At 72.4% G+C, this 17,326-nt stretch carries 18 protein-coding genes; 9 read left to right on the forward strand and 9 right to left on the reverse strand.

Annotation, left to right across the window (positions count from 1 at the left end):
* Positions 1-46: 46 nt before the first annotated feature.
* The 3 genes from OIE67_RS08340 to OIE67_RS08350 are packed head-to-tail and all read left to right on the forward strand — an operon-like array spanning position 47 to position 2,107.
* The gene (locus OIE67_RS08340) at positions 47-943 is read left to right on the forward strand and encodes a hypothetical protein (protein WP_106234318.1); all 897 of its coding nucleotides are present in this window, start codon (positions 47-49) and stop codon (positions 941-943) included.
* A 34-nt stretch (positions 944-977) separates the two neighbouring features.
* Positions 978-1,649, forward strand: a complete 672-nt coding sequence (locus tag OIE67_RS08345; protein ID WP_326638259.1) for a DsbA family oxidoreductase — start codon at positions 978-980, stop codon at positions 1,647-1,649.
* A gap of 38 nt (positions 1,650-1,687) precedes the next feature.
* Entirely contained in the window at positions 1,688-2,107 is a 420-nt protein-coding gene (locus tag OIE67_RS08350; RefSeq protein ID WP_326638261.1) for a MarR family winged helix-turn-helix transcriptional regulator, read from the forward strand.
* Here OIE67_RS08350 and OIE67_RS08355 read toward each other — a convergent pair.
* Entirely contained in the window at positions 2,064-2,738 is a 675-nt protein-coding gene (locus tag OIE67_RS08355) for a thymidine kinase (RefSeq protein WP_326638263.1), read from the reverse strand. The two genes, OIE67_RS08350 and OIE67_RS08355, sit on opposite strands and share 44 nt — an antisense overlap.
* A gap of 31 nt (positions 2,739-2,769) precedes the next feature.
* On the opposite strand from OIE67_RS08355, the gene OIE67_RS08360 reads away from it, so the two are divergent.
* The 3 genes from OIE67_RS08360 to OIE67_RS08370 are packed head-to-tail and all read left to right on the forward strand — an operon-like array spanning position 2,770 to position 7,006.
* Positions 2,770-3,198, forward strand: a complete 429-nt coding sequence (locus OIE67_RS08360) for a hypothetical protein (RefSeq protein WP_245955473.1) — start codon at positions 2,770-2,772, stop codon at positions 3,196-3,198.
* A 6-nt stretch (positions 3,199-3,204) separates the two neighbouring features.
* Entirely contained in the window at positions 3,205-5,205 is a 2,001-nt protein-coding gene (locus tag OIE67_RS08365; RefSeq protein WP_326638265.1) for a hydantoinase/oxoprolinase family protein, read from the forward strand.
* Positions 5,198-7,006 (forward strand): hydantoinase B/oxoprolinase family protein, encoded by a 1,809-nt coding sequence (locus OIE67_RS08370; protein WP_106234325.1) that lies wholly within the window; start codon positions 5,198-5,200, stop codon positions 7,004-7,006. Before OIE67_RS08365 ends, OIE67_RS08370 begins: the two co-directional genes overlap by 8 nt.
* Before the next feature lie 75 nt (positions 7,007-7,081).
* On the opposite strand, the gene OIE67_RS08375 is transcribed toward OIE67_RS08370, so the two are convergent.
* Entirely contained in the window at positions 7,082-7,975 is an 894-nt protein-coding gene (locus OIE67_RS08375) for an NAD(P)-dependent oxidoreductase (RefSeq protein ID WP_326638268.1), read from the reverse strand.
* Positions 7,976-8,043: 68 nt separating this feature from the next.
* Here OIE67_RS08375 and OIE67_RS08380 point away from each other — a divergent pair, with 68 nt between their 5' ends.
* A complete protein-coding gene (locus OIE67_RS08380; RefSeq protein ID WP_326638270.1) occupies positions 8,044-8,721 on the forward strand; it encodes a histidine phosphatase family protein in 678 nt (225 codons plus the stop codon).
* Between the two features lie 96 nt (positions 8,722-8,817).
* On the opposite strand, the gene OIE67_RS08385 is transcribed toward OIE67_RS08380, so the two are convergent.
* Positions 8,818-9,348 carry a uridine kinase family protein gene (locus tag OIE67_RS08385; RefSeq protein WP_326638272.1) on the reverse strand — a complete coding sequence of 177 codons (531 nt, stop codon included), beginning with the start codon at positions 9,346-9,348 and terminating at the stop codon, positions 8,818-8,820.
* A 77-nt stretch (positions 9,349-9,425) separates the two neighbouring features.
* Here OIE67_RS08385 and OIE67_RS08390 point away from each other — a divergent pair, with 77 nt between their 5' ends.
* Together OIE67_RS08390 and OIE67_RS08395 are read left to right on the forward strand one after the other, a co-directional pair.
* A complete protein-coding gene (locus tag OIE67_RS08390) occupies positions 9,426-10,583 on the forward strand; it encodes a CaiB/BaiF CoA transferase family protein (protein WP_326638274.1) in 1,158 nt (385 codons plus the stop codon).
* A gap of 74 nt (positions 10,584-10,657) precedes the next feature.
* Positions 10,658-12,142 carry a carboxyl transferase domain-containing protein gene (locus OIE67_RS08395; RefSeq protein ID WP_397018253.1) on the forward strand — a complete coding sequence of 495 codons (1,485 nt, stop codon included), beginning with the start codon at positions 10,658-10,660 and terminating at the stop codon, positions 12,140-12,142.
* A 71-nt stretch (positions 12,143-12,213) separates the two neighbouring features.
* On the opposite strand, the gene OIE67_RS08400 is transcribed toward OIE67_RS08395, so the two are convergent.
* Genes OIE67_RS08400 through OIE67_RS08425 form a run of 6 tightly spaced genes read right to left on the reverse strand, consistent with a single transcriptional unit; the run spans position 12,214 to position 17,312 of the window.
* Positions 12,214-13,014, reverse strand: a complete 801-nt coding sequence (locus OIE67_RS08400) for a SigE family RNA polymerase sigma factor (RefSeq protein ID WP_326638276.1) — start codon at positions 13,012-13,014, stop codon at positions 12,214-12,216.
* A 51-nt stretch (positions 13,015-13,065) separates the two neighbouring features.
* A complete protein-coding gene (locus tag OIE67_RS08405) occupies positions 13,066-13,458 on the reverse strand; it encodes a hypothetical protein (RefSeq protein WP_106234333.1) in 393 nt (130 codons plus the stop codon).
* A complete protein-coding gene (locus OIE67_RS08410) occupies positions 13,455-13,901 on the reverse strand; it encodes a hypothetical protein (RefSeq protein ID WP_326638279.1) in 447 nt (148 codons plus the stop codon). The genes OIE67_RS08405 and OIE67_RS08410 overlap by 4 nt, the downstream gene beginning before the upstream one ends.
* 45 nt (positions 13,902-13,946) lie before the next feature.
* Entirely contained in the window at positions 13,947-14,723 is a 777-nt protein-coding gene (locus OIE67_RS08415; RefSeq protein WP_326638281.1) for a carbon-nitrogen hydrolase family protein, read from the reverse strand.
* Positions 14,683-15,630 carry a DUF418 domain-containing protein gene (locus OIE67_RS08420; RefSeq protein ID WP_326638283.1) on the reverse strand — a complete coding sequence of 316 codons (948 nt, stop codon included), beginning with the start codon at positions 15,628-15,630 and terminating at the stop codon, positions 14,683-14,685. The genes OIE67_RS08415 and OIE67_RS08420 overlap by 41 nt, the downstream gene beginning before the upstream one ends.
* Positions 15,606-17,312 carry an alpha/beta fold hydrolase gene (locus OIE67_RS08425; RefSeq protein ID WP_326638285.1) on the reverse strand — a complete coding sequence of 569 codons (1,707 nt, stop codon included), beginning with the start codon at positions 17,310-17,312 and terminating at the stop codon, positions 15,606-15,608. The genes OIE67_RS08420 and OIE67_RS08425 overlap by 25 nt, the downstream gene beginning before the upstream one ends.
* Positions 17,313-17,326: the final 14 nt, after the last annotated feature.

The raw sequence follows: 17,326 nt of genomic DNA on the forward strand, positions 1-17,326 counted from the left end.
CGTCGTGACTCTCGCGGAAAAGGATCTCCGGGCGTAGCGTGGCGGTATGCGGCAGGCACACGCTGAAGACGCACGGACCGAGGCCAGGCGAGTCGTACGCGACCTGCTGGGCGAGGAGCGCCCGACGGCCGAGACGCTGATCGGCGACGTGCGCCCCGTGCTCGGCGACGACCGCACCGGGCGCACGCTCGACCTGGCCCTCGGCGCCCAGCTCACCAGGCGCTCGGCGGAGCTGGCCGCCATCGCCGCGCTGCTGGTCGGCACCCGCGAGCTGGGCGAGCAGTGGTGGGGCAGGTCCAGGGGCGGCAAGCTGCCCCCGCCCGACGAGGTGGTGCGCACGGCCGTCGCGATCGAGCCCTGGACCGATCTGACCGCGCTGGAGATGCTCGCCGCCTGGATCGCCGACGACGCCGCCGACCAGCTCTGGGGCGCGCCCGTCGCGCAGGTCGACCTCAACTCCTGGCAGGCCGAGGACCGCTTCGACCTGCCGCCGGACGTCAGGCCCGGCCAGCGGCTCGTCGTGCACTTCGACGCCGGCGGCAGGCTCGACGCGGTCGTCGCCCGCAGGGCCGACGAGGAGCTCGGCTCCAACCTGGACTTCCATTCGCTGCGTTACTCCCGCCCGGCCGAGGCCCAGTGGAGCTGGGGCGTGGCGGCCGGGCTCGGGCCGCACCGGCTGCCGGGGGAGAGCCCCGACCCCTACGCGCGCGAGGTGCCCGCCGGCGCCGCCGACGTGCTGCGGGCGTGGGCGATGCGCCACGGCGCCACCCGTGAGCAGCTCGGCGAGAGCTGGCGGACCGTGGGCGACGTGGTGGCCGCCATCGAGCGGGTGGACTGGATGTGGCGCAGCGGCGAGTGGTTCGGCTGGTGGCGCGGGGCCTCGGCGCTGGTCGACGATTCCGCGTACCTGCCGTACCGGCTGGAGGAACTGGCCGCGGGATAGGAATCAACGGCGGGCGGTGGCGGTTGAGGCCGACATGAAGGTGGAGATTTTCTCTGACGTCGTGTGCCCGTGGTGTTACATCGGCCACGCCAGGTTCGCCAAGGCCGCCGAGCGGTTCCGCGGCAAGGGCGGCTCGATCGAGGTGACGATGCGGCCGTTCCAGCTCGATCCGGACGCCCCGGCCAAGGGCGAGCCGCTGATCCCGTCGATGGAGCGCAAGTTCGGGCCCAACGCCCGCCAGATGATCGATCGGGTCGTCGGCACCGCCGCCGAGGAGGGCCTGGAGCTCGACTACGACCGGGCGCTCAACGCCACCACCCTGGCGGCGCACCGCCTCATCGAGGTGGCCGGGCGGCAGGGGCTCGGCGAGGAGATGGCCGGGCGGCTCTTCCGCGCCTACTTCGCCGAGGGCCGCGACGTGTCCGACGCAGGCGTGCTGGCCGAGCTGGCCGCCGAGGTGGGCGTGACCGACACGGGGGAGGGGACCGAGGAGGTGCGTGAGCAGCTGGCCAGGGCCCGCTCGCTCGGCATCAGCGGGGTGCCGCTCTTCCTGTTCGAGGGCAAGTACGCCGTCTCGGGCGCGCAGCCGGTCGACACCTTCGCCGCCGCGATCGACGAGGTGGCCGAGCGCACCGGCCAGACGCCGATCACCCAGCTCGCCGCCCCGGCCGAGGGGTGCGACGACGACGGCGTCTGCGCGGTCTGAGCGGCTCCGGGGCCACCGGCGGGTGGGAGAATCGCAGGGTGTCGAGACGTCGCCTTGGTTATCTGCTCAAGCACGCCAACCTGCGTCTGTCCGAGCTGGTGGGCGCGGCGCTGGCGCCGTACGGGATCGACGGGCGTGAGTTCGCGGTGCTCGCGCTGCTCGACTCGCCCGTGCCCATGTCGCAGCTCGACGCGGCCAGGCGGCTCGGGATCGACCGCACGACGATGGTGGCCATGGTCGACGCGCTGGAGCGCAAGGACCTCGTCCGCCGCCGGCCGCATCCCGACGACCGGCGCAAGAACGTGGTCGAGCCGACCGAGCGCGGGCACCGGACCCTGGGCGGGGCCAGGATCGCCGTGGACGCGGCGGAGGAGGAGTTCCTGTCCGCATTGTCCGGCGGCGACGCCGGGCTCCTCAGAGACGTCCTGGAGCGCCTGGTCCCGCCTCCAGCGGGCTGAGCGCGCCCTCCCCGAGCTGGCCGGCCCGGTGGTGGCGGCGGCACAACACCTGATAGCGCACGTGCGCGGCGGCGGTGTCGCCGATCACCACCTGCTCGCCGGTGCGCGCCATCGCCCCGCCCACGATCCTGGCGTTGAGCTGGCCGGGCCGCCCGCACCAGCACAGCACCTCGACCTGCAGCCGGCACACCTCGTCGGCCAGCTCGAACAGCCGCTGCGCCGCAGGGAACATCACCGACCTGAAGTCCGAGGCCAGCCCGAAGGCGTAGACGTCCACGCCGTGACCGTCCACCAGGTCGGCCAGCTGCTCGATCTGCTCGACGGTGTAGAAGCAGGCCTCGTCGCAGATGAGGTAGTCGATGCGGTCGTGCGCGGTCACCAGCCGGACCAGGTCCACGGAGTCCTCGACCTCGATGGCCTCAAGCCCGAGCCCTATCCTGCTGGTCACCTTGGGGCCGCCCGAGCGGTCGTGCTTGGTCAGCACCAGGCCGCGCCGGCCCTGCCGTCCGTGGTTGTAGTTCATCTGGAGCGCAAGGGTGGACTTCCCGCAGTCCATGGGGCCGAAGTAGAACTTCAGTACGGCATCCCTGGCTCCAGAGGGCACGGCAGACAAGGCAGACAGTTCAGTCACGGGCCGCCAGCTTAGTGGCTTGGCTTGTCCCATGACCTCGTGGGACATTTTGTCCCCTGAGTATCAGGAGGAATCAGTGGTCACCGATAATTCCCCGTCCAAACCGTCGTCGCTCGACGCGATGATGACCCCGGACGACCTCACGGCCGCCCAGGCGGATGCCACCCGATGGCGGTACGGCTTCCTCGTGGTCGTGGCCGGTATCGTCGCGATCCTGGTCGCGTTCGGCGCCGCCGTGTTCGCCACCGGGGAGTTCGCCGCGCTCTTCGCGGGAGTCGCGGGGGTGGTCGGTACCATTATCGGGGCTTACTTCGGCGTTCAGGCGGGTCAGTCCGGAAAGGCGAGAGTGGAGGCCGAGCTGGCCCGGTCCCAGGAGATGGTGGTCAGGCTGGCGGCCTACGTCGGCACACAGAACGCGCCCCGAGTCATCGACGAAGTGCTCGGCCGACGCCGAAGCTGAGGAGTCATGCGTAGCGTCCGTATCGGAGTGGACACCGGAGGCACGTTCACCGACGTCGTGGCGGTGGACGAGGAGACCGGTGAGATCCTCACCACGAAGACCCCCTCGACCCCCGCGAACCCGGCCGACGGGTTTCTCGCGGGCATCGAGAAGCTGGGCCGGCACGACGCCGGCGCCATCGTGCACGGCACAACCGTGGCCACGAACCGGCTGCTGGAGGACCGGATCGAAAGCCTCGGGTTCATCACGACCGAGGGCTTCGAGTTCGTCCTGGAGATCGCCAGGCAGAGCGTGCCCGACGGTTACGGCAACTCCTACTTCTGGGTCAAGCCGCCCAGGATCGTTCCCGTGCACCTGGTCAAGACCGTCGGCGGGCGGCTCGACCACCGCGGCGATGAGGTGTGGCCGTTCTCGGAGGAGCAGGCCGTGGAGGTGGCCCGCTGGTTCCGGGCCAAGGGCATCACCGCGATCGGGGTCTGCTTCCTGCACTCCTACGCCAACCCCGAGCACGAGCGCCGCATGCGCGAGGTGCTGTGGCGCGAGCACCCGGAGGCGGTGATCTCACTGTCGAGCGACGTGCTGCGCGAATACCGCGAGTACGAGCGCTCGGTCACCACCCTCGTCGACGCCGCGGTCAAACCGGCCATGCGCGGCTACATCGCGAACCTGTCCAACCGGCTCGGCAAGCCGTTCTCGGTGATGAAGTCCAACGGCGGCATCCTGTCCGCCCGCGAGGTCGTCAACCAGCCCATCACCACGGTCCTGTCGGGCCCGGCGGCCGGCGCGCTCGGCGCGGCGCTCATCGCCTCGACGGCCGGGCACGAGTCGGTGATCACCCTGGACGGCGGCGGCACCTCGACCGACGTGGCCGTGGTGATCGACGGCGAGCCGTCCATCACCACCGAGGGCTCCGTCGGCCGCTACCCGTGCAAGATCCCGATGATCGACATCATCACGGTGGGCGCGGGCGGCGGCTCGATCGCCTGGATCTCGCCCGAGGGCACGCTCAAGGTCGGGCCCAGGTCCGCGGGCGCCGACCCCGGCCCGCTCTGCTACGGCAAGGGCGGCACCGAGGTGACGGTGACGGACGCGCACGTGTTCCTCGGCCGGGTCCCGCCCCACCTGCTCGGCGGGGAGATCCCGCTGGACGCCGAGGCCGCGCGCACCGGCGTCGAGGCGCTGGCCGACAAGCTCGGCCTCGCCCCCGAGCGCACGGCGACCGGGATCCTGGAGATCAGCGCGTTCAACCAGAGCAACGCCATCAGGCAGCTCACCGTCAAGCGCGGGCTGGACGTGCGGGACTTCCCGCTGGTGACGTTCGGCGGGTCGGGGCCGCTGCTGGCGTGCCGGCTGATCGACATCCTGGGCCTGCCGTCCGTGATCGTCCCGCGCGATCCGGGCAACGTCTCGGCGTTCGGGCTGCTCACGGTGGACGTCAAGAACGACTACGTCCGTACGTACGTCACCCGCGACCTCTCGCTCGGCAAGGCCGTCGAGATCTTCCACGACCTGGAGCATCAGGCGGGCGAGGCCCTCGACCGCGAGGGCTTCGCCGACCCGGTCTACCAGCGCAGCGCGGATCTGCGGTACTACGGCCAGGCGTACGAGGTCCGGGTGCCCGCCCCCGCCGGCGAGATCGACGAGGAGTGGCAGGCCGAGGTGGTCTCCCGCTTCCACCAGGCCCACGAGAAGCTCTACGGCTACGCCTACCGCGACGACCCGCGCCACGGCGTCGAATGGGTCAACCTGCGCGTCTCCGGCATCGGCCCCATCACCCGCCCGGTCATCAGGCGGCTGGAGAAGGCGGGCGACGGGGCCACCTCGGTGCGTCCCGTGCACTTCGACGAGACCCGCGACACCCCGATCCACCAGCGCGCGGCGCTCGGGCCCGGCGCCACGGTGCAGGGGCCCGCGGTGATCGAGGAGTACGGCTCGACGATCCCGATCCATCCGGGCTTCACGGCAAAGGTGGACGATTACGGAAATGTGGAGATAAGTCGTGACTGATCCCATCCTGGTGGAGATCGTGGAAGGCACGCTGGCCTCCGTCGAGAAGGAGGTCGAGACCGCGATCGCGCGCACGGCCCGCTCGCCGATGATCCGCGACGCCCACGACTTCCGCGCGGGCATCCACGACGCGCGCCTGCGCAAGCTCACCGGCCGCTCCTACAGCGCGCTCGTCCAGCCCATCGTGCGCGACTTCCCGATCGAGACGATGAAGCCGGGCGACGTCTACTTCCACAACGACGTCTACCTGTCGGAAGGCGGCATCGGCCATCTGCCCGACCTGTGCGTCACCGTGCCCGTCTTCCACGAGGACGAGGTCGTCGCCTTCGTGCAGGCGTTCGGTCACCACGACGACATCGGCGGCGCGGTCCCCGGCTCCATGCCCTCCCATGCCCGATCGGTCTACGAAGAGGGCCTGATGGTCCCGCCGATCAAACTGTGGGACGCGGGTGAGCCCAACGAGGCCGCGCTGCGCATCATGACCCGCAACTCCCGCATGCCCGACTCGCTGGCCGGCGACCTCGACGCGGAGTGCTCGGCCTGCCTGATGGGCGCGCGGCGGCTCGGCGAGCTGTTCGAACGCTACGGCAAGCAGGCCGTCCAGGAGTGCTTCGACGCCGTCATCGACAAGACCACCGAGACGTTCCGCAGGGAGCTGCTGGCCAAGATCCCCGAGGGGACGTACGTGTGGGAGGACTACGCCGAGCACGACGGCGTGGACGAGCCCCGCCTGCACGCCCAGCGCGTCACGCTCACCGTCGACCACGCCGCCGACGCGCCCCTGACCATCGACTTCACCGGCACCTCGCCGCAGGCCAAGGGGCCGATCAACCACGCGGGCGACTACGCCGACGGGGTGTTCCTGAAGAAGTGGCTGGCCCCGGTGCTGCGCAACCTGGCCGACACGCCCGAACGCATGGCGGAGCTGGACGTCAACGAGGGCGTCGTGCCGCTGATCAAGATGATCTTCCCGGAGAAGGGCACGCTGCTCACGCCGATCTTCCCCGCGCCCACCAACGCCCGCACGTTCGTCATCCTGCGCCTGCTCGGCGTGCTGGCGGGCGTGCTGGCCAAGGCGACCGGCGGGCGCATGCCGGCCGACCAGGAGACCATCCGCTACACCGGCGTCCACGGCGTCGACGCAGAAGGGGCCCCGTACCTGATGCGGGAGGTCCTGGGCGGCGGCTCGGGCGGGCGCTGGTACGCCGACGGTGAGGACACCATCCACGTGGTGCCCGACTCGCGCAACATCCCGGTCGAGTTCGCCGAGGCCAGGTGGCCGTTCCGGGTGGAGCGGCTGGCGCTGGCCTGCGACTCGGGCGGGCCGGGGATGTACCGGGGCGGGCTCGGCTACGACAAGCACATCCGGATGTTGCGCGACGCCTCGTACATGTCGATCGCCGACCGCTCGATCCTGTCCTGCTGGGGCGTCAACGGTGGCCTGGCCGGGCGGCCGTTCCGGGTCGAGATCGCGGGCAAGGAGATGGAGGGGCTGGTCGACGACCACCAGGTGCAGGCGGGCGAGCTGATCAGGATCCGCACCACCGGCGGTGGCGGCTGGGGATCCCCGTACGACCGCGACCCCCGCGCGGTGGCGGCCGACGTGCGCGACGGCAAGGTGTCCATCGCCGGCGCCCTGGGCGACTACGGCGTGGTGCTGGACGGCGACCGCATCGACGAGCAGGGCACGGCCGAACTCCGCGCCCGCCTGCGGCCCCCGGCCGACCGCTTCTTCGACCGCGGCCCCGGCTACGCCAAGCTCTCCGGCGGCCGGCCGCACGCGGACGTGGACGAGCTCTGAGGGCGTGCCCGCGCCGCGCGGGCACGCCCGTTCGGCGCGGTCCCGATCATCGGGCCGGTCGCCGGCGGTCCGGTCTCACGTCCCGTCTCGGCGCGAGTCCCGGCCGGGGCCGAAGGAGGCGAAGTACGTCGCCGCCATGTCCTCGTCGCCGTGCCCGGCCGCCTCGGCCCGGCGGAAGCGCTCGCCCGCGGCGGCCACCAGGTCGAGCCTGACCCCGGCCGTCTCGCCCGCGCTGGTGATGAGGCGGGTGTCCTTCTCGGCGTTGCGCACCGAGAAGCTGGGCGTGAAGTCGCCCTCCAGGATGGCCTGCGACTTGGCCTGGAAGTACGCGCTGTCCAGCGGCCCGCCGGCGATCACCTGCCGCACCAGGCCGGGATCGAGCCCGAGCCCCTCGGCCAGGGAGAGCGCCTCGGCGACCACGGCGGTCATCGAGATGCTGAAACTGACCGTGGCCATCTTCAGCCTGGTGGCCGCGCCGCCGGCGCCGTCCTCGCCGAGCCAGAGCGTGCGCTGCCCGAGCGCCGCGAACACCGGCTCCAGCGCCTGCCTGGCCGCCTGCGGCCCGGCCGCGAGGATGACCAGCGTGCCCTGCTCGGCCGGCTGCCTGGTGCCCTGCACCGGCGCGTCCACGAACGTCAGCCCATGTTCCCCGGCCAGCGCGGCCAGCCGACCGACCGCGTCCACGCCGACCGTGCTCATCTGCGCCCACACCTGCCCGGGCCGCAACCCCGGCGCGGCGGCGGAGATCGCGTCGTGCACGGCGTCACCGTCGCTCAGCATCGTGACGATGACGTCCGCGCCCTCGACCGCCCCGGCCGGCGCGTCGGCGACCGCCACGCCGTCGGCCTCCAGCGGCAGGGCCTTGTCCCTGGTACGGTTCCACGCGCGTACGCGCAGGCCCGCCCCGGCCAGATTGCGGGCCATGGGCAGCCCCATGATCCCGGCTCCGAGTACCGCGACAACAGTCATGTGATCACGATATGCCGGGCGTCCCGGCGCGCTCCGGCAGGGGGTGAGCGGCGTGTGAGGATGAGAGCATGGGCGTCGCGCGGATCATGGCGGTACGGCACGGGGAGAGCGAGGCCAACCTGGCCTATCGGCGGGCCGGCGACACCCCGCTGGTCTACGAGCGCGGCGACGACGAGGTGGGCCTGACCGGGCTGGGCCGGGCCCAGGCGGCGGCGCTCGGCCGGCTGCTCGCCGTCCTGCCCGCCGGCGAGGCGCCCGAGCTGGTCTGGTGCTCGCCCTACCGGCGCGCGCTCGACACCTGGGAGCTGGCCCTGGCGTCGTGGGGCGCGCCGCCGCTTCCCGTCACCCTGGACGAACGGCTCAGGGACCAGGAGGCGGGGGTGCTCGCGCCCTACAACCTGGCCGCGATCGGCGAACGTTTCCCCGGGGAGCTGGCCCGCATGCGGTCCGAGGGCGAATACTCCTACCGGCCGCCGGGCGGCGAGTCGCTGGCCGACGTCGTGGTCCGGCTCCGCGCCTTCGCGCACGACCTCGACGGGCGGGCCGGCGGGCGGCGGGTGCTGATCGTCGCGCACGACTCGGTGGTGCTCGGGCTGCGTCACGTCATCGCCGGGGGTCCCGACGCCGAGCTCGCGGCGGTGCTGGAGTTCGCGCCCGTCCTGAACGCGTCCGTCTCGATCTGGCACACCGGCGGCGCCGGGTTCGAGCTCGTCACCTTCAACGACGTCACCCACCTCGCCCCCTGACGGCGCGGGCCGGCGACACGTGTTCCCGGGGATGCCGCGTCTCCGGGACCGCCGCCGCGTCCTCACGGGAGGCGGCACGTGCTCGACGGAGGAAGGTCACGTTTCGACGACGAGATCGGCGCGTTCGCGGGTGCGATCGGCGGCGAACCACGCCCGCTCGGCCGCGAACCACTCGCGCCACCGGGGCTCCAGCTCCGGCCCGTCCCGCTCCAGCACGCGCCGCAGCCGCACCGCCTCGCCGGCCTCCACCCAGACGACGTACGCCAGCAGCTCCGCCACCGACGCCCGCGCCGTGCCGACGCCCTCGACGACCAGAAAGGGCGCCACGGGCACGGTCACCTCCTCGGCGTACGTCCCGCGCACCCAGTCGTACCTGCGGAAACCGCCGGGCAGGCCGTTCCGCAGCGGCTCCAGCACCTGAGTCTCCAGGGCGTGGAACCAGGCGCCCGGACCCTCCTCCCACGGCACGGGGAAGTCGTCGCTGTGCACGACCTGGCAGCCCAGGTCCGCCGCCAGCCGGTTCGCGTACGTCGTCTTGCCCGCCCCCGCCGGCCCGTCCACGGCCACCAGCCGCACGGGGCCGCACGAAGGCGGCAGGCGCCTGATCCGTTCGGCGGGCTCAATCACCGACCCAGGGTAGGTGACGCGGGGCGGCCTCCTGAGAGAATGTTCTTTCACCCTGAACGCGAGGAGGAGGCTGGATCTTGCTCGGACCCCTCGGCGACATCGTCGTGCTCGATCTGTCCAGGGCCCTGGCCGGGCCGCACGCCGCGCAGATGCTCGGTGACCTGGGCGCTCGGGTGATCAAGGTAGAGCATCCGGACGGGGGCGACGAGTCACGCGGCTGGGGACCGCCGTTCGTCGGGCCTGATGGCGATATTTCCACTTATTTCCTGGCGGCCAACCGCAACAAGCAGTCCATCGCCGTCGATCTGAAGTCCGCCGAGGGCAAAGAGCTCATCGAGCGCCTCGTCCGCCAGAGCGACGTCCTCGTCGAGAACTTCCGTACCGGCGTCCTCGACCGCCTCGGCTTCTCCGTCGAGCGCCTGCACGAGCTCAACCCGCGCCTGGTCGTCCTGTCGATCACCGGCTTCGGCCACGACGGCCCGGAAGGGGGCCGCCCCGGCTACGACCAGATCGCCCAGGGGGAGGGCGGCCTGATGTCGCTGACCGGCCCCTCGGCCGACGAGCCCTACCGCGTCGGCGCCTCCGTGGCCGACCTGCTGGCCGGCATCCACGGCGCGTACGGCGTGGCAGGCGCCCTCTACGAGCGTGAGCGCACCGGCAGAGGCAGGGTGGTGCGCACCTCGCTGCTCGCCGCGATCACGGGCGTCCACTCCTACCACGGCACCGCCTGGACGGTCGGCGGCAAGGTGCCCGCCGCGAGCGGCAACCACCACGCCTCCATCACCCCCTACGGCGCCTTCCGCTGCGCCGACGGCATGTTGCAGATCGCCGCCGCGAACGAGGGCCAGTGGCGCAAGGTGGCCGCGCTCCTCGGCATCGACCCGGCCCAGGCGCGTTACGCCACCAACAGGGACCGGTTCGAGCACCGCGACGAGCTCGTCGCCGACATGGAGAAGGCGCTGTCGGCCCACCCCCGCGCCCACTGGCTGGCCGAGCTCGGCGAGGCGGGCGTGCCCGCGGGCGCGATCAGGTCGCTCGACGAGGTCTACACCTGGGACCAGACCCGCTCGCAGGGCCTGCTCGTCGAGGTGGAGCACCCCGTACTGGGGACGATCGAGCTGCCGGGACCGCCGCTGCGGTTCGACGGCCTGACCGGAGTGGAGCACACCGCGCCGCCCATGCTCGGCCAGGACGGCGACGCGGTGCTCGCCTGGCTGGAGGAACGTGAAAGATGATCGGAATTCGGCGGCACCGTCGAGGGCGCTCGTGCGTCAACATGTCAGCGTCGACCGACAACTAGGGAGCGATAGTGAGCCGTCCGGACGCGCGCACACTGATCGAAACGGTCCTCGACCGGGGGTCGTGGAAGTCATGGGATGTGCCGCCCGCCGATCCGGCCGAGCCAGGCTCCTCCTACGCCGACGAGCTGGCCGCGGCCCGCGTCAAGTCCGGCTACGACGAGGCCGTGATCACCGGTGAGGGGCTGCTCGACGGCCGCAGGGTGGCCGTCGCCGCGTGCGAGTTCTCGTTCATGGCGGGCTCGATCGGGGTCGCCGCGGCCGAGCGGTTCACCGCGGCGGTCGAGCGGGCCACCCGCGAAGGACTGCCGCTGCTGGCCGCGCCGGCCTCGGGCGGGACCCGCATGCAGGAGGGCGCGCTCGCGTTCGTCCAGATGGTGAAGATCACCGTGGCGATCCAGGCGCACCGGGCGGTCGGTCTGCCCTACCTGGTCTACCTGCGCCATCCGACGACCGGCGGGGTGTTCGCGTCCTGGGGCTCGCTCGGGCACGTCACGGCGGCCGAGCCGGAGGCGCTGATCGGGTTCCTCGGGCCGAGGGTGTTCGAGTCGCTGCACGGCTACGCCTTCCCCGAGGGCGTCCAGGTCTCGGAGAACCTGCACCGCAAGGGCCTGCTCGACGCGGTGGTCTCGGCCGGCGACGCGCGGGAGGTGGCCATCAGGGCGCTGGCCGTGCTCGCCGCCGACAGGTCCGGCATCGTCGCGGGCGAGCCGCCCGAGGAGGACCTGCGGCCGGTGGAGGCGTGGGAGGCGATCACCCGCTCCCGCCGCGACGACCGGCCGGGCGTGCGCACGCTGCTCAAGCTCGCCGCCTCCGACGTGACCCCGCTCAGCGGCACCGGCGAGGGCGAGAACGAGCCGGGGCTGCTGCTCGCGCTGGCCAAATTCGGCACCGCGCCGGCCGTGGTGCTCGGCCAGGACCGGCGGCTCCAGCGTGCCAACTCACCGCTCGGCCCCGCCGGGCTGCGGGTGGCCAGGCGCGGCATGCGGCTGGCCGCCGAGCTCGGGCTGCCCCTGGTCACCGTGATCGACACGGCGGGGGCCGACCTGTCCAAGGCGGCCGAGGAGGGCGGGCTGGCCGCCGAGATCGCCCGCTGCCTGGCCGAGCTGGTCATGCTCGACGCGCCGACCGTCTGCCTGCTGCTCGGCGAGGGTGCCGGCGGCGCCGCGCTGGCCCTGCTGCCGGCCGACCGGGTGCTGTGCGCGCAGCACGCCTGGCTGTCGCCGCTGCCGCCCGAGGGCGCCTCCGCCATCCTCTACCGCTCGGTCGACTTCGCCCCCGAGATCGCCCAGGCGCAGCGCATCCGCGCCACCGACCTGCGCCGCGACGGCATCGTGGACCGGGTCATCCCCGAGGTGCCCGACGCCGCCTACGAGCCCAGGCAGTTCTGCGAGCGCGTGGGGCGGGCGCTGGAGTACGAGATCGCGCAGCTGCTGCGGGTGAGCCCGGCGGACCGCTTCACGGCCCGCCAGGCCCGCTTCCGCAACCTCGGCTGAGCCTCGGCCTGAGGCCAGGCTGCGGCCCGCCGGGCGCGTCTCCCGCCTCGGTCAGGCCGCGGCCCTCGGGGTCAGGAGGGCGTGCTCCCGGGGGTGTCCGGTGTCCTGGGGCCGTCCTGCCACAGCTTCGCGCCGGCGGCGTCGTAGCCCGTGATGGACATGCCCGCCGAGAACTCGGCGCCCTTCGGGATCGGCGCCGCGAACAGCGTGACGCCCTGGTCCCACTGGTCGGGCACGGCGTCCATGGTCACGGTGAGGTCGTTCGAGGTGCGCAGCTCGACCCTGGCCGGGCCGGCGGGGCCGTAGCCGTACCAGGCGGTGGCGCCGGTGGAGGCGCCGGTGGACCAGCGCACCGGCCGTTCGGCGGTGAGCAGGTCGCTCAGCCTCTCGCCGGGCAGCGGACCAGGCAGCGACGGCGACGGTTTGCCGCCGCCGGGGAAGGCGAAGGTGACCCTGGCGACGTCCGCGCGCGCGATGCCCATGATCACGTTCTCGCGTTCCGACAGGTCCAGCCGGTAACGCAGGACGAGTGCCTCGCGCTGGCGGCGCGGCGGGCGGTCCACGGCCGCGAGCAGTTCCCTGTGCTCCTCGGAGACCAGGACGGCGTGCTCGCTGCTGCGTACGGGCTCCGGCGGGTCCGGGCGGCGCAGCCGGACGAGGCGCAGGTGGCGCAGGCGGTTACGGGTCAGGTCGCAGACGGTCGAGCGCAGGTAGGCCAGGGCGGCCCCGTCGTCGCGCAGGCGTCTGGTGCGCAGCCGGGAGAACGCCTCCTGGGCGATGTCCTCGGGGTCGTCCGCGCCGAGCAGCCCGGCTAGGCGTACCAGCGAGTGGTGGTGGGCGGCGAACAGCTCGGCGAACGACGGCTGCGTCACGGTCGCAGTTTCGATCACACCTCAGAGACACCCGGGCCGGAACTCGGTTGACTAGGGGACCGGAATCCGTTCGACCCGGATCGAGAAGACCTCCTCGCGGGGCACCACGACCTCGTAGGCGCCGTGGTCGACCATCCAGTAGCCGAGCGCCTCGGCCTTCATGCCGCTGTGGCCGGTGTAGGCGATGTGCAGCCCGTCATCGTCCTCGTCGAGCACGATGCACGGCTCGCCGCCGAACGCGCCCACGGTGCGGATCAGCACCAGCCACTCGACCTGCGCCCTGGGCACGACCCGGCGCCAGTAGCCGGAGGCGGGCTCGAACCCGTCGAGCTTCTCCTCGCTGAACAGCACCACGTCGTTGTCGGGGCCGAGGGCGGCGGGCAGGGTGCGCTCGCCGAAGCGGGCCACGAAGCCGGAGGCGACCGGCGTGATCTCGTCGCTCATGCGGAGGGCCGCCAGGTCAGCCCGTCGTAGCCGGCGAACGGCCGCTCGCCGTCGCCGGTGACGTGGATGATCTCGGCCCTCGCCGGGATCGGCATCGGGACCGTGTGGAACTGCGGCACCACGTGCTCGGACGAGGTGGTGAACCCGTTGCCGGCGAAGGGCGGCGCGTCGCTCCAGTCACCCCCCATGTGGGGTCCGTACGGCACCGCGTAGGTGTCGATGTCACGGGCATGCCAGCGCATGAGATAGATCTCCGGCACCTCGGGAAACAGCTCCGATCCATCGAAGGCCAGGTCGAGCCCGTGGTAGAGGGCCTCGGGGGTGGTCAGCCGGACACAGTCCTGCACCCGGTAGACGTAGCCTGAGATGACCGTGCGCTTGCCCGACAGATATGGCACGAGCAGACGCGGCGGGACCACCTTCTGCATCTGCGTTCCGCTCACGCTACTACTTTACGATCGCTTTACCCCCCGGTGGACCGCCAGGGCCTACAGCACGCGGTGTTCCAGGCACGGAAGCGTCGCGCGGGCGGTGGCCGTCCACTCGTGGTCGACCTCCACGACCCGCACGCCGGGGCCGGTGCCGAGGTCGGCGCGGACCACGCCCATCGGGTCGACCAGCATGCTGCGTCCGACGCCGTAACCGTCGGACGACTCGGCCGGATTGGGCGCCTGGCCGACGGCCGCGGTCCACATGGTGTTCTCCAGCGCCCTGGCCCTGACCAGGGTCACCCAGTGGTCCTCCTTGAGCGGGCCCGAGCCCCACGCCGCGATCACCGCGAACAGCTCGGCCCCCTGGTCGACCAGCGCCCTGGTCAGCTCGGGGAAGCGGATGTCGTAGCAGGTGACCAGCCCGACCCTGACGCCGGCCAGCTCCACCACGACCGGCTCGGCGCCGGGCACGACCAGGTCGGACTCCTTCGCGCCGAACGAGTCGAACAGGTGGATCTTCCGGTACGCGGCCCGCATCTCGCCCTGGGCGTCGATGGCCACGGCGGTGTTGTGCACCCGCCCGTCGCCCGGCTCGAACACGCCCGCGATCACCGCGATGCCGTGCTCGCGGGCGGCCTCGGCCAGCCCCGCCACGAACGGCCCGTCCAGCGGCTCGGCCAGGTCGGTGATCCGCCTGCCGTAGCGGGTCAGCGTGGCTTCGGGGAAGATCGCCAGCTCGGCGTCGCCGGCCGCGGCGATCGCCTCTCTGGCCCTCTTGAGGTTGGCCGATGGGTCAGGAGACACCGGGATCTGGCAGAGGGCGATTCTGGTCACACGCCGACTCTAGCCGGTTGGGCATGAGCCGGAACAAGGTCAGGCACCGCCACACCCACTCCAGGGGGCCGTACCTGTAGCGTCCGAGCCACCATCGGCTGAAGAGGATCTGCGCGGCGATCGTGACCGCCGCCAGCGCGACCACCGCCCATCGGGTCGGGTCGGCGTCCAGCAGCGGTTTCGCCAGCACGATCACCGCCGTGCCCGAGACGTAGTTGGTCAGCGCCATCTTGCCCAGCGGCTCCAGCACCGCCGACAGGCGCGGGCCCAGCACGAGCAGCAGCCCCAGCGAGTACGCCGCCGCCCCCGCCAGCGCCGCGAGGCTGTAGACGGTCCACTCGTCCGTCAGTACCCACGCCACGCTCAGCAGCGCCGAGGCCACCGCGGCCGTGGCGAACCCCGGCAGCAGCAGCGTCCTTCCCGGCCGCAGCCGCCACAGCCCCATGCCGAGCAGGAACAGCCCCGGGATCAGCAGCACGCCGCCGCCCACGGCGGGCAGCAGCGCCCACGCCGTCACCACCCCGCCCAGCAGCAGCACCGGCAGCGCCCCCGGCAGGAACGAGGCGGGCAGCAGCACCAGGGCCCCGTAGAAGGCGTAGTCGGTGAGCACCTCGCCCGCGTAGAACAGGTGCTGCAGCTTGCCGATGAGGAACAGCCAGACGAGCCTGCTCAGCAGTGTCCAGCGGCTGTGGCCGCGCAGGAACAGCAGGAAGCTGATGCCGAACAACATCGAGAAGATCGGGTAGAAGCGGCTCTGGAACAGCGCCTCGATCGTCCAGTCGAGCGGGACGGACGGCTTCCTCTCGGTGTGCTGCCAGGTGTTGACCAGCATGATGCCGCCCACCGCGAAACCGCGGAGGGCGTCGAGCTCACGGATGCGCGTCAGAGGACCCAGGTGAACCACCATACGAGGAATCCGGCGCCGGCGACCGCCGCCGCGAGGAGCCGCCCTTTGCGCTCGTGGAGGAACGCGGCGGCGCTGAGGATCACCGAGGCGACGGCGATCCACGTGTACGGTCCCGTCAGGCCGGGGAGCCCGACGGCGAGCGCGGTCTCGTTGCGCGCCGCCAGCGTGAGCACCGATTCGGTGATCAGCCCGGTGAACGCCACTCCGGCCAGGCCTCCGAAGGCTCGCAGCGACCTGCCTCTGAGCGCGCCCGAGACGAGCTGCGCCAGGGAGACGAGGGCGAACAGGGCGAACGGCGCGGCCAGCCAGGGCGAGCGCGAGATCCGGTACGGCGCCGCCGTCACGTGCAGGTCACCCGTCCGGACGACCGGCGGGTCCTCGGGGCAGGCGGTGACCGCGTACGACGCGGGGTCGGCGACGAACGCGACGATCCGGGCGCGGGCGCACGCGCTGGCCAGGAAGACGGCGTGGGAGACGCCGCCGAACTCCTGGAACCGGGCCGCGGGCAGGGCCTCGGCGACGGGCCGCGCCGTCCTGGGCGGGGTGGTCGGGTCGTCGGAGCCGCCGAGCACGTAGACGGGGGCCCTGGTGGTGGCGTTCACGGGTGTGGCCTTGGGCAGCTGCCAGGCATCACATACCGCCTTGTCGGCGTTCAGCGTGAAAAGCCGGGACGCGGGGGTGAAGGTGTTGAACGGGACCTCGTCCTGGCACTGCACCGCGTGATACAGCCCGAACTCGTGCGACGTCAGCCCCCCGCCCGCCGCGTCGGCCAGTGGCGTCAGCAGCTCGTCGCGGCCCTGCGCCAGCGCGCGCACCAGCGCGGGCGCCACCGCCGCGACGTCGCTCTCCTGCACCGCCTCGGCCAGGATCGCGGCCACGTCGTCACCGCTCATCCGCGCCGTGAACTCCCTGCCGAGCAGCGGATCCGTGGTCGGGACCAGGGCGGGCGAGCGGTTCAGCCGCTCCCGCACGGCGGCGAAGCGGTCGGCGACGCCCAGACGGCGCATGGTGTCGGTCAGGTTCCTGTCCCGGTCGTCGTACCAGGCGACGCCCTCGGGCAGGAAGGAGTCGAGCACCAGCGAGCGCACCCCGTCGGGGTCGGCCGCGGCGGCGTCCAGCATGACCCGGGTGGAGTAGCTGACGCCGAACAGGTTCCACGTGTCGTAGCCCAGTTCCCGCCGCAGCGCGGCCACGTCGGCGGCGATCTCCTTCGTGTTGTAGCCGCGCAGGTCGACGCCCTGCTCGCCGAGCCGCTCGCGGCACCGCGCCGCGGCGGCGCCGACGTCGGCGGGCGGCCGACGCAGCCGGCCGAGCAGCGCCTGCGCGGTCTCGGGGCAGGCCAGCACGGGCCGCGAGTACCGGCTGCCGCGCTGCTCGATCGTCACCACGTCGCGGTCGGGGAACATCTGCCCGAGGAAGCCGATGAGCTGCGCCGAGGCCGAGCCGGGGCCGCCGCTCATGTAGACGATCGGGTCGGGTCTGCGGCCCGGCGCGTCCGACATGTGCACGGCGTACCCGACCTGGATCTTGCGTTCGGGGGCGTCCCTGCGCTCGGGAACCTCCAGGAAGGCGCAGCTCGTCCGGGCGGGCACGGGGACCGGGCAGGCGCTCGGAGCGGGCCCCGCGGGGGTCATGACGGGAGGCGCGGACAGGGCGAGAGCGAGCACGACCCGAATGATCACGGGACGAGACTAAT

The sequence above is a fragment of the Nonomuraea fuscirosea genome (assembly GCF_035917475.1).
GTDB lineage: Bacteria > Actinomycetota > Actinomycetes > Streptosporangiales > Streptosporangiaceae > Nonomuraea > Nonomuraea fuscirosea.

Bases quoted from the DNA above. Each gene is read 5' to 3' on its own strand.
- OIE67_RS08365 (WP_326638265.1), top strand. From the start codon at position 3,205: ATGCGTAGCGTCCGTATCGGAGTGGACACCGGAGGCACGTTCACCGAC.
- OIE67_RS08375 (WP_326638268.1), bottom strand. From the start codon at position 7,975: ATGACTGTTGTCGCGGTACTCGGAGCCGGGATCATGGGGCTGCCCATG.
- OIE67_RS08405 (WP_106234333.1), bottom strand. From the start codon at position 13,458: ATGAGCGACGAGATCACGCCGGTCGCCTCCGGCTTCGTGGCCCGCTTC.
- OIE67_RS08340 (WP_106234318.1), top strand. From the start codon at position 47: ATGCGGCAGGCACACGCTGAAGACGCACGGACCGAGGCCAGGCGAGTC.
- OIE67_RS08360 (WP_245955473.1), top strand. From the start codon at position 2,770: ATGACCTCGTGGGACATTTTGTCCCCTGAGTATCAGGAGGAATCAGTG.
- OIE67_RS08380 (WP_326638270.1), top strand. From the start codon at position 8,044: ATGGGCGTCGCGCGGATCATGGCGGTACGGCACGGGGAGAGCGAGGCC.
- OIE67_RS08420 (WP_326638283.1), bottom strand. From the start codon at position 15,630: ATGGTGGTTCACCTGGGTCCTCTGACGCGCATCCGTGAGCTCGACGCC.
- OIE67_RS08345 (WP_326638259.1), top strand. From the start codon at position 978: ATGAAGGTGGAGATTTTCTCTGACGTCGTGTGCCCGTGGTGTTACATC.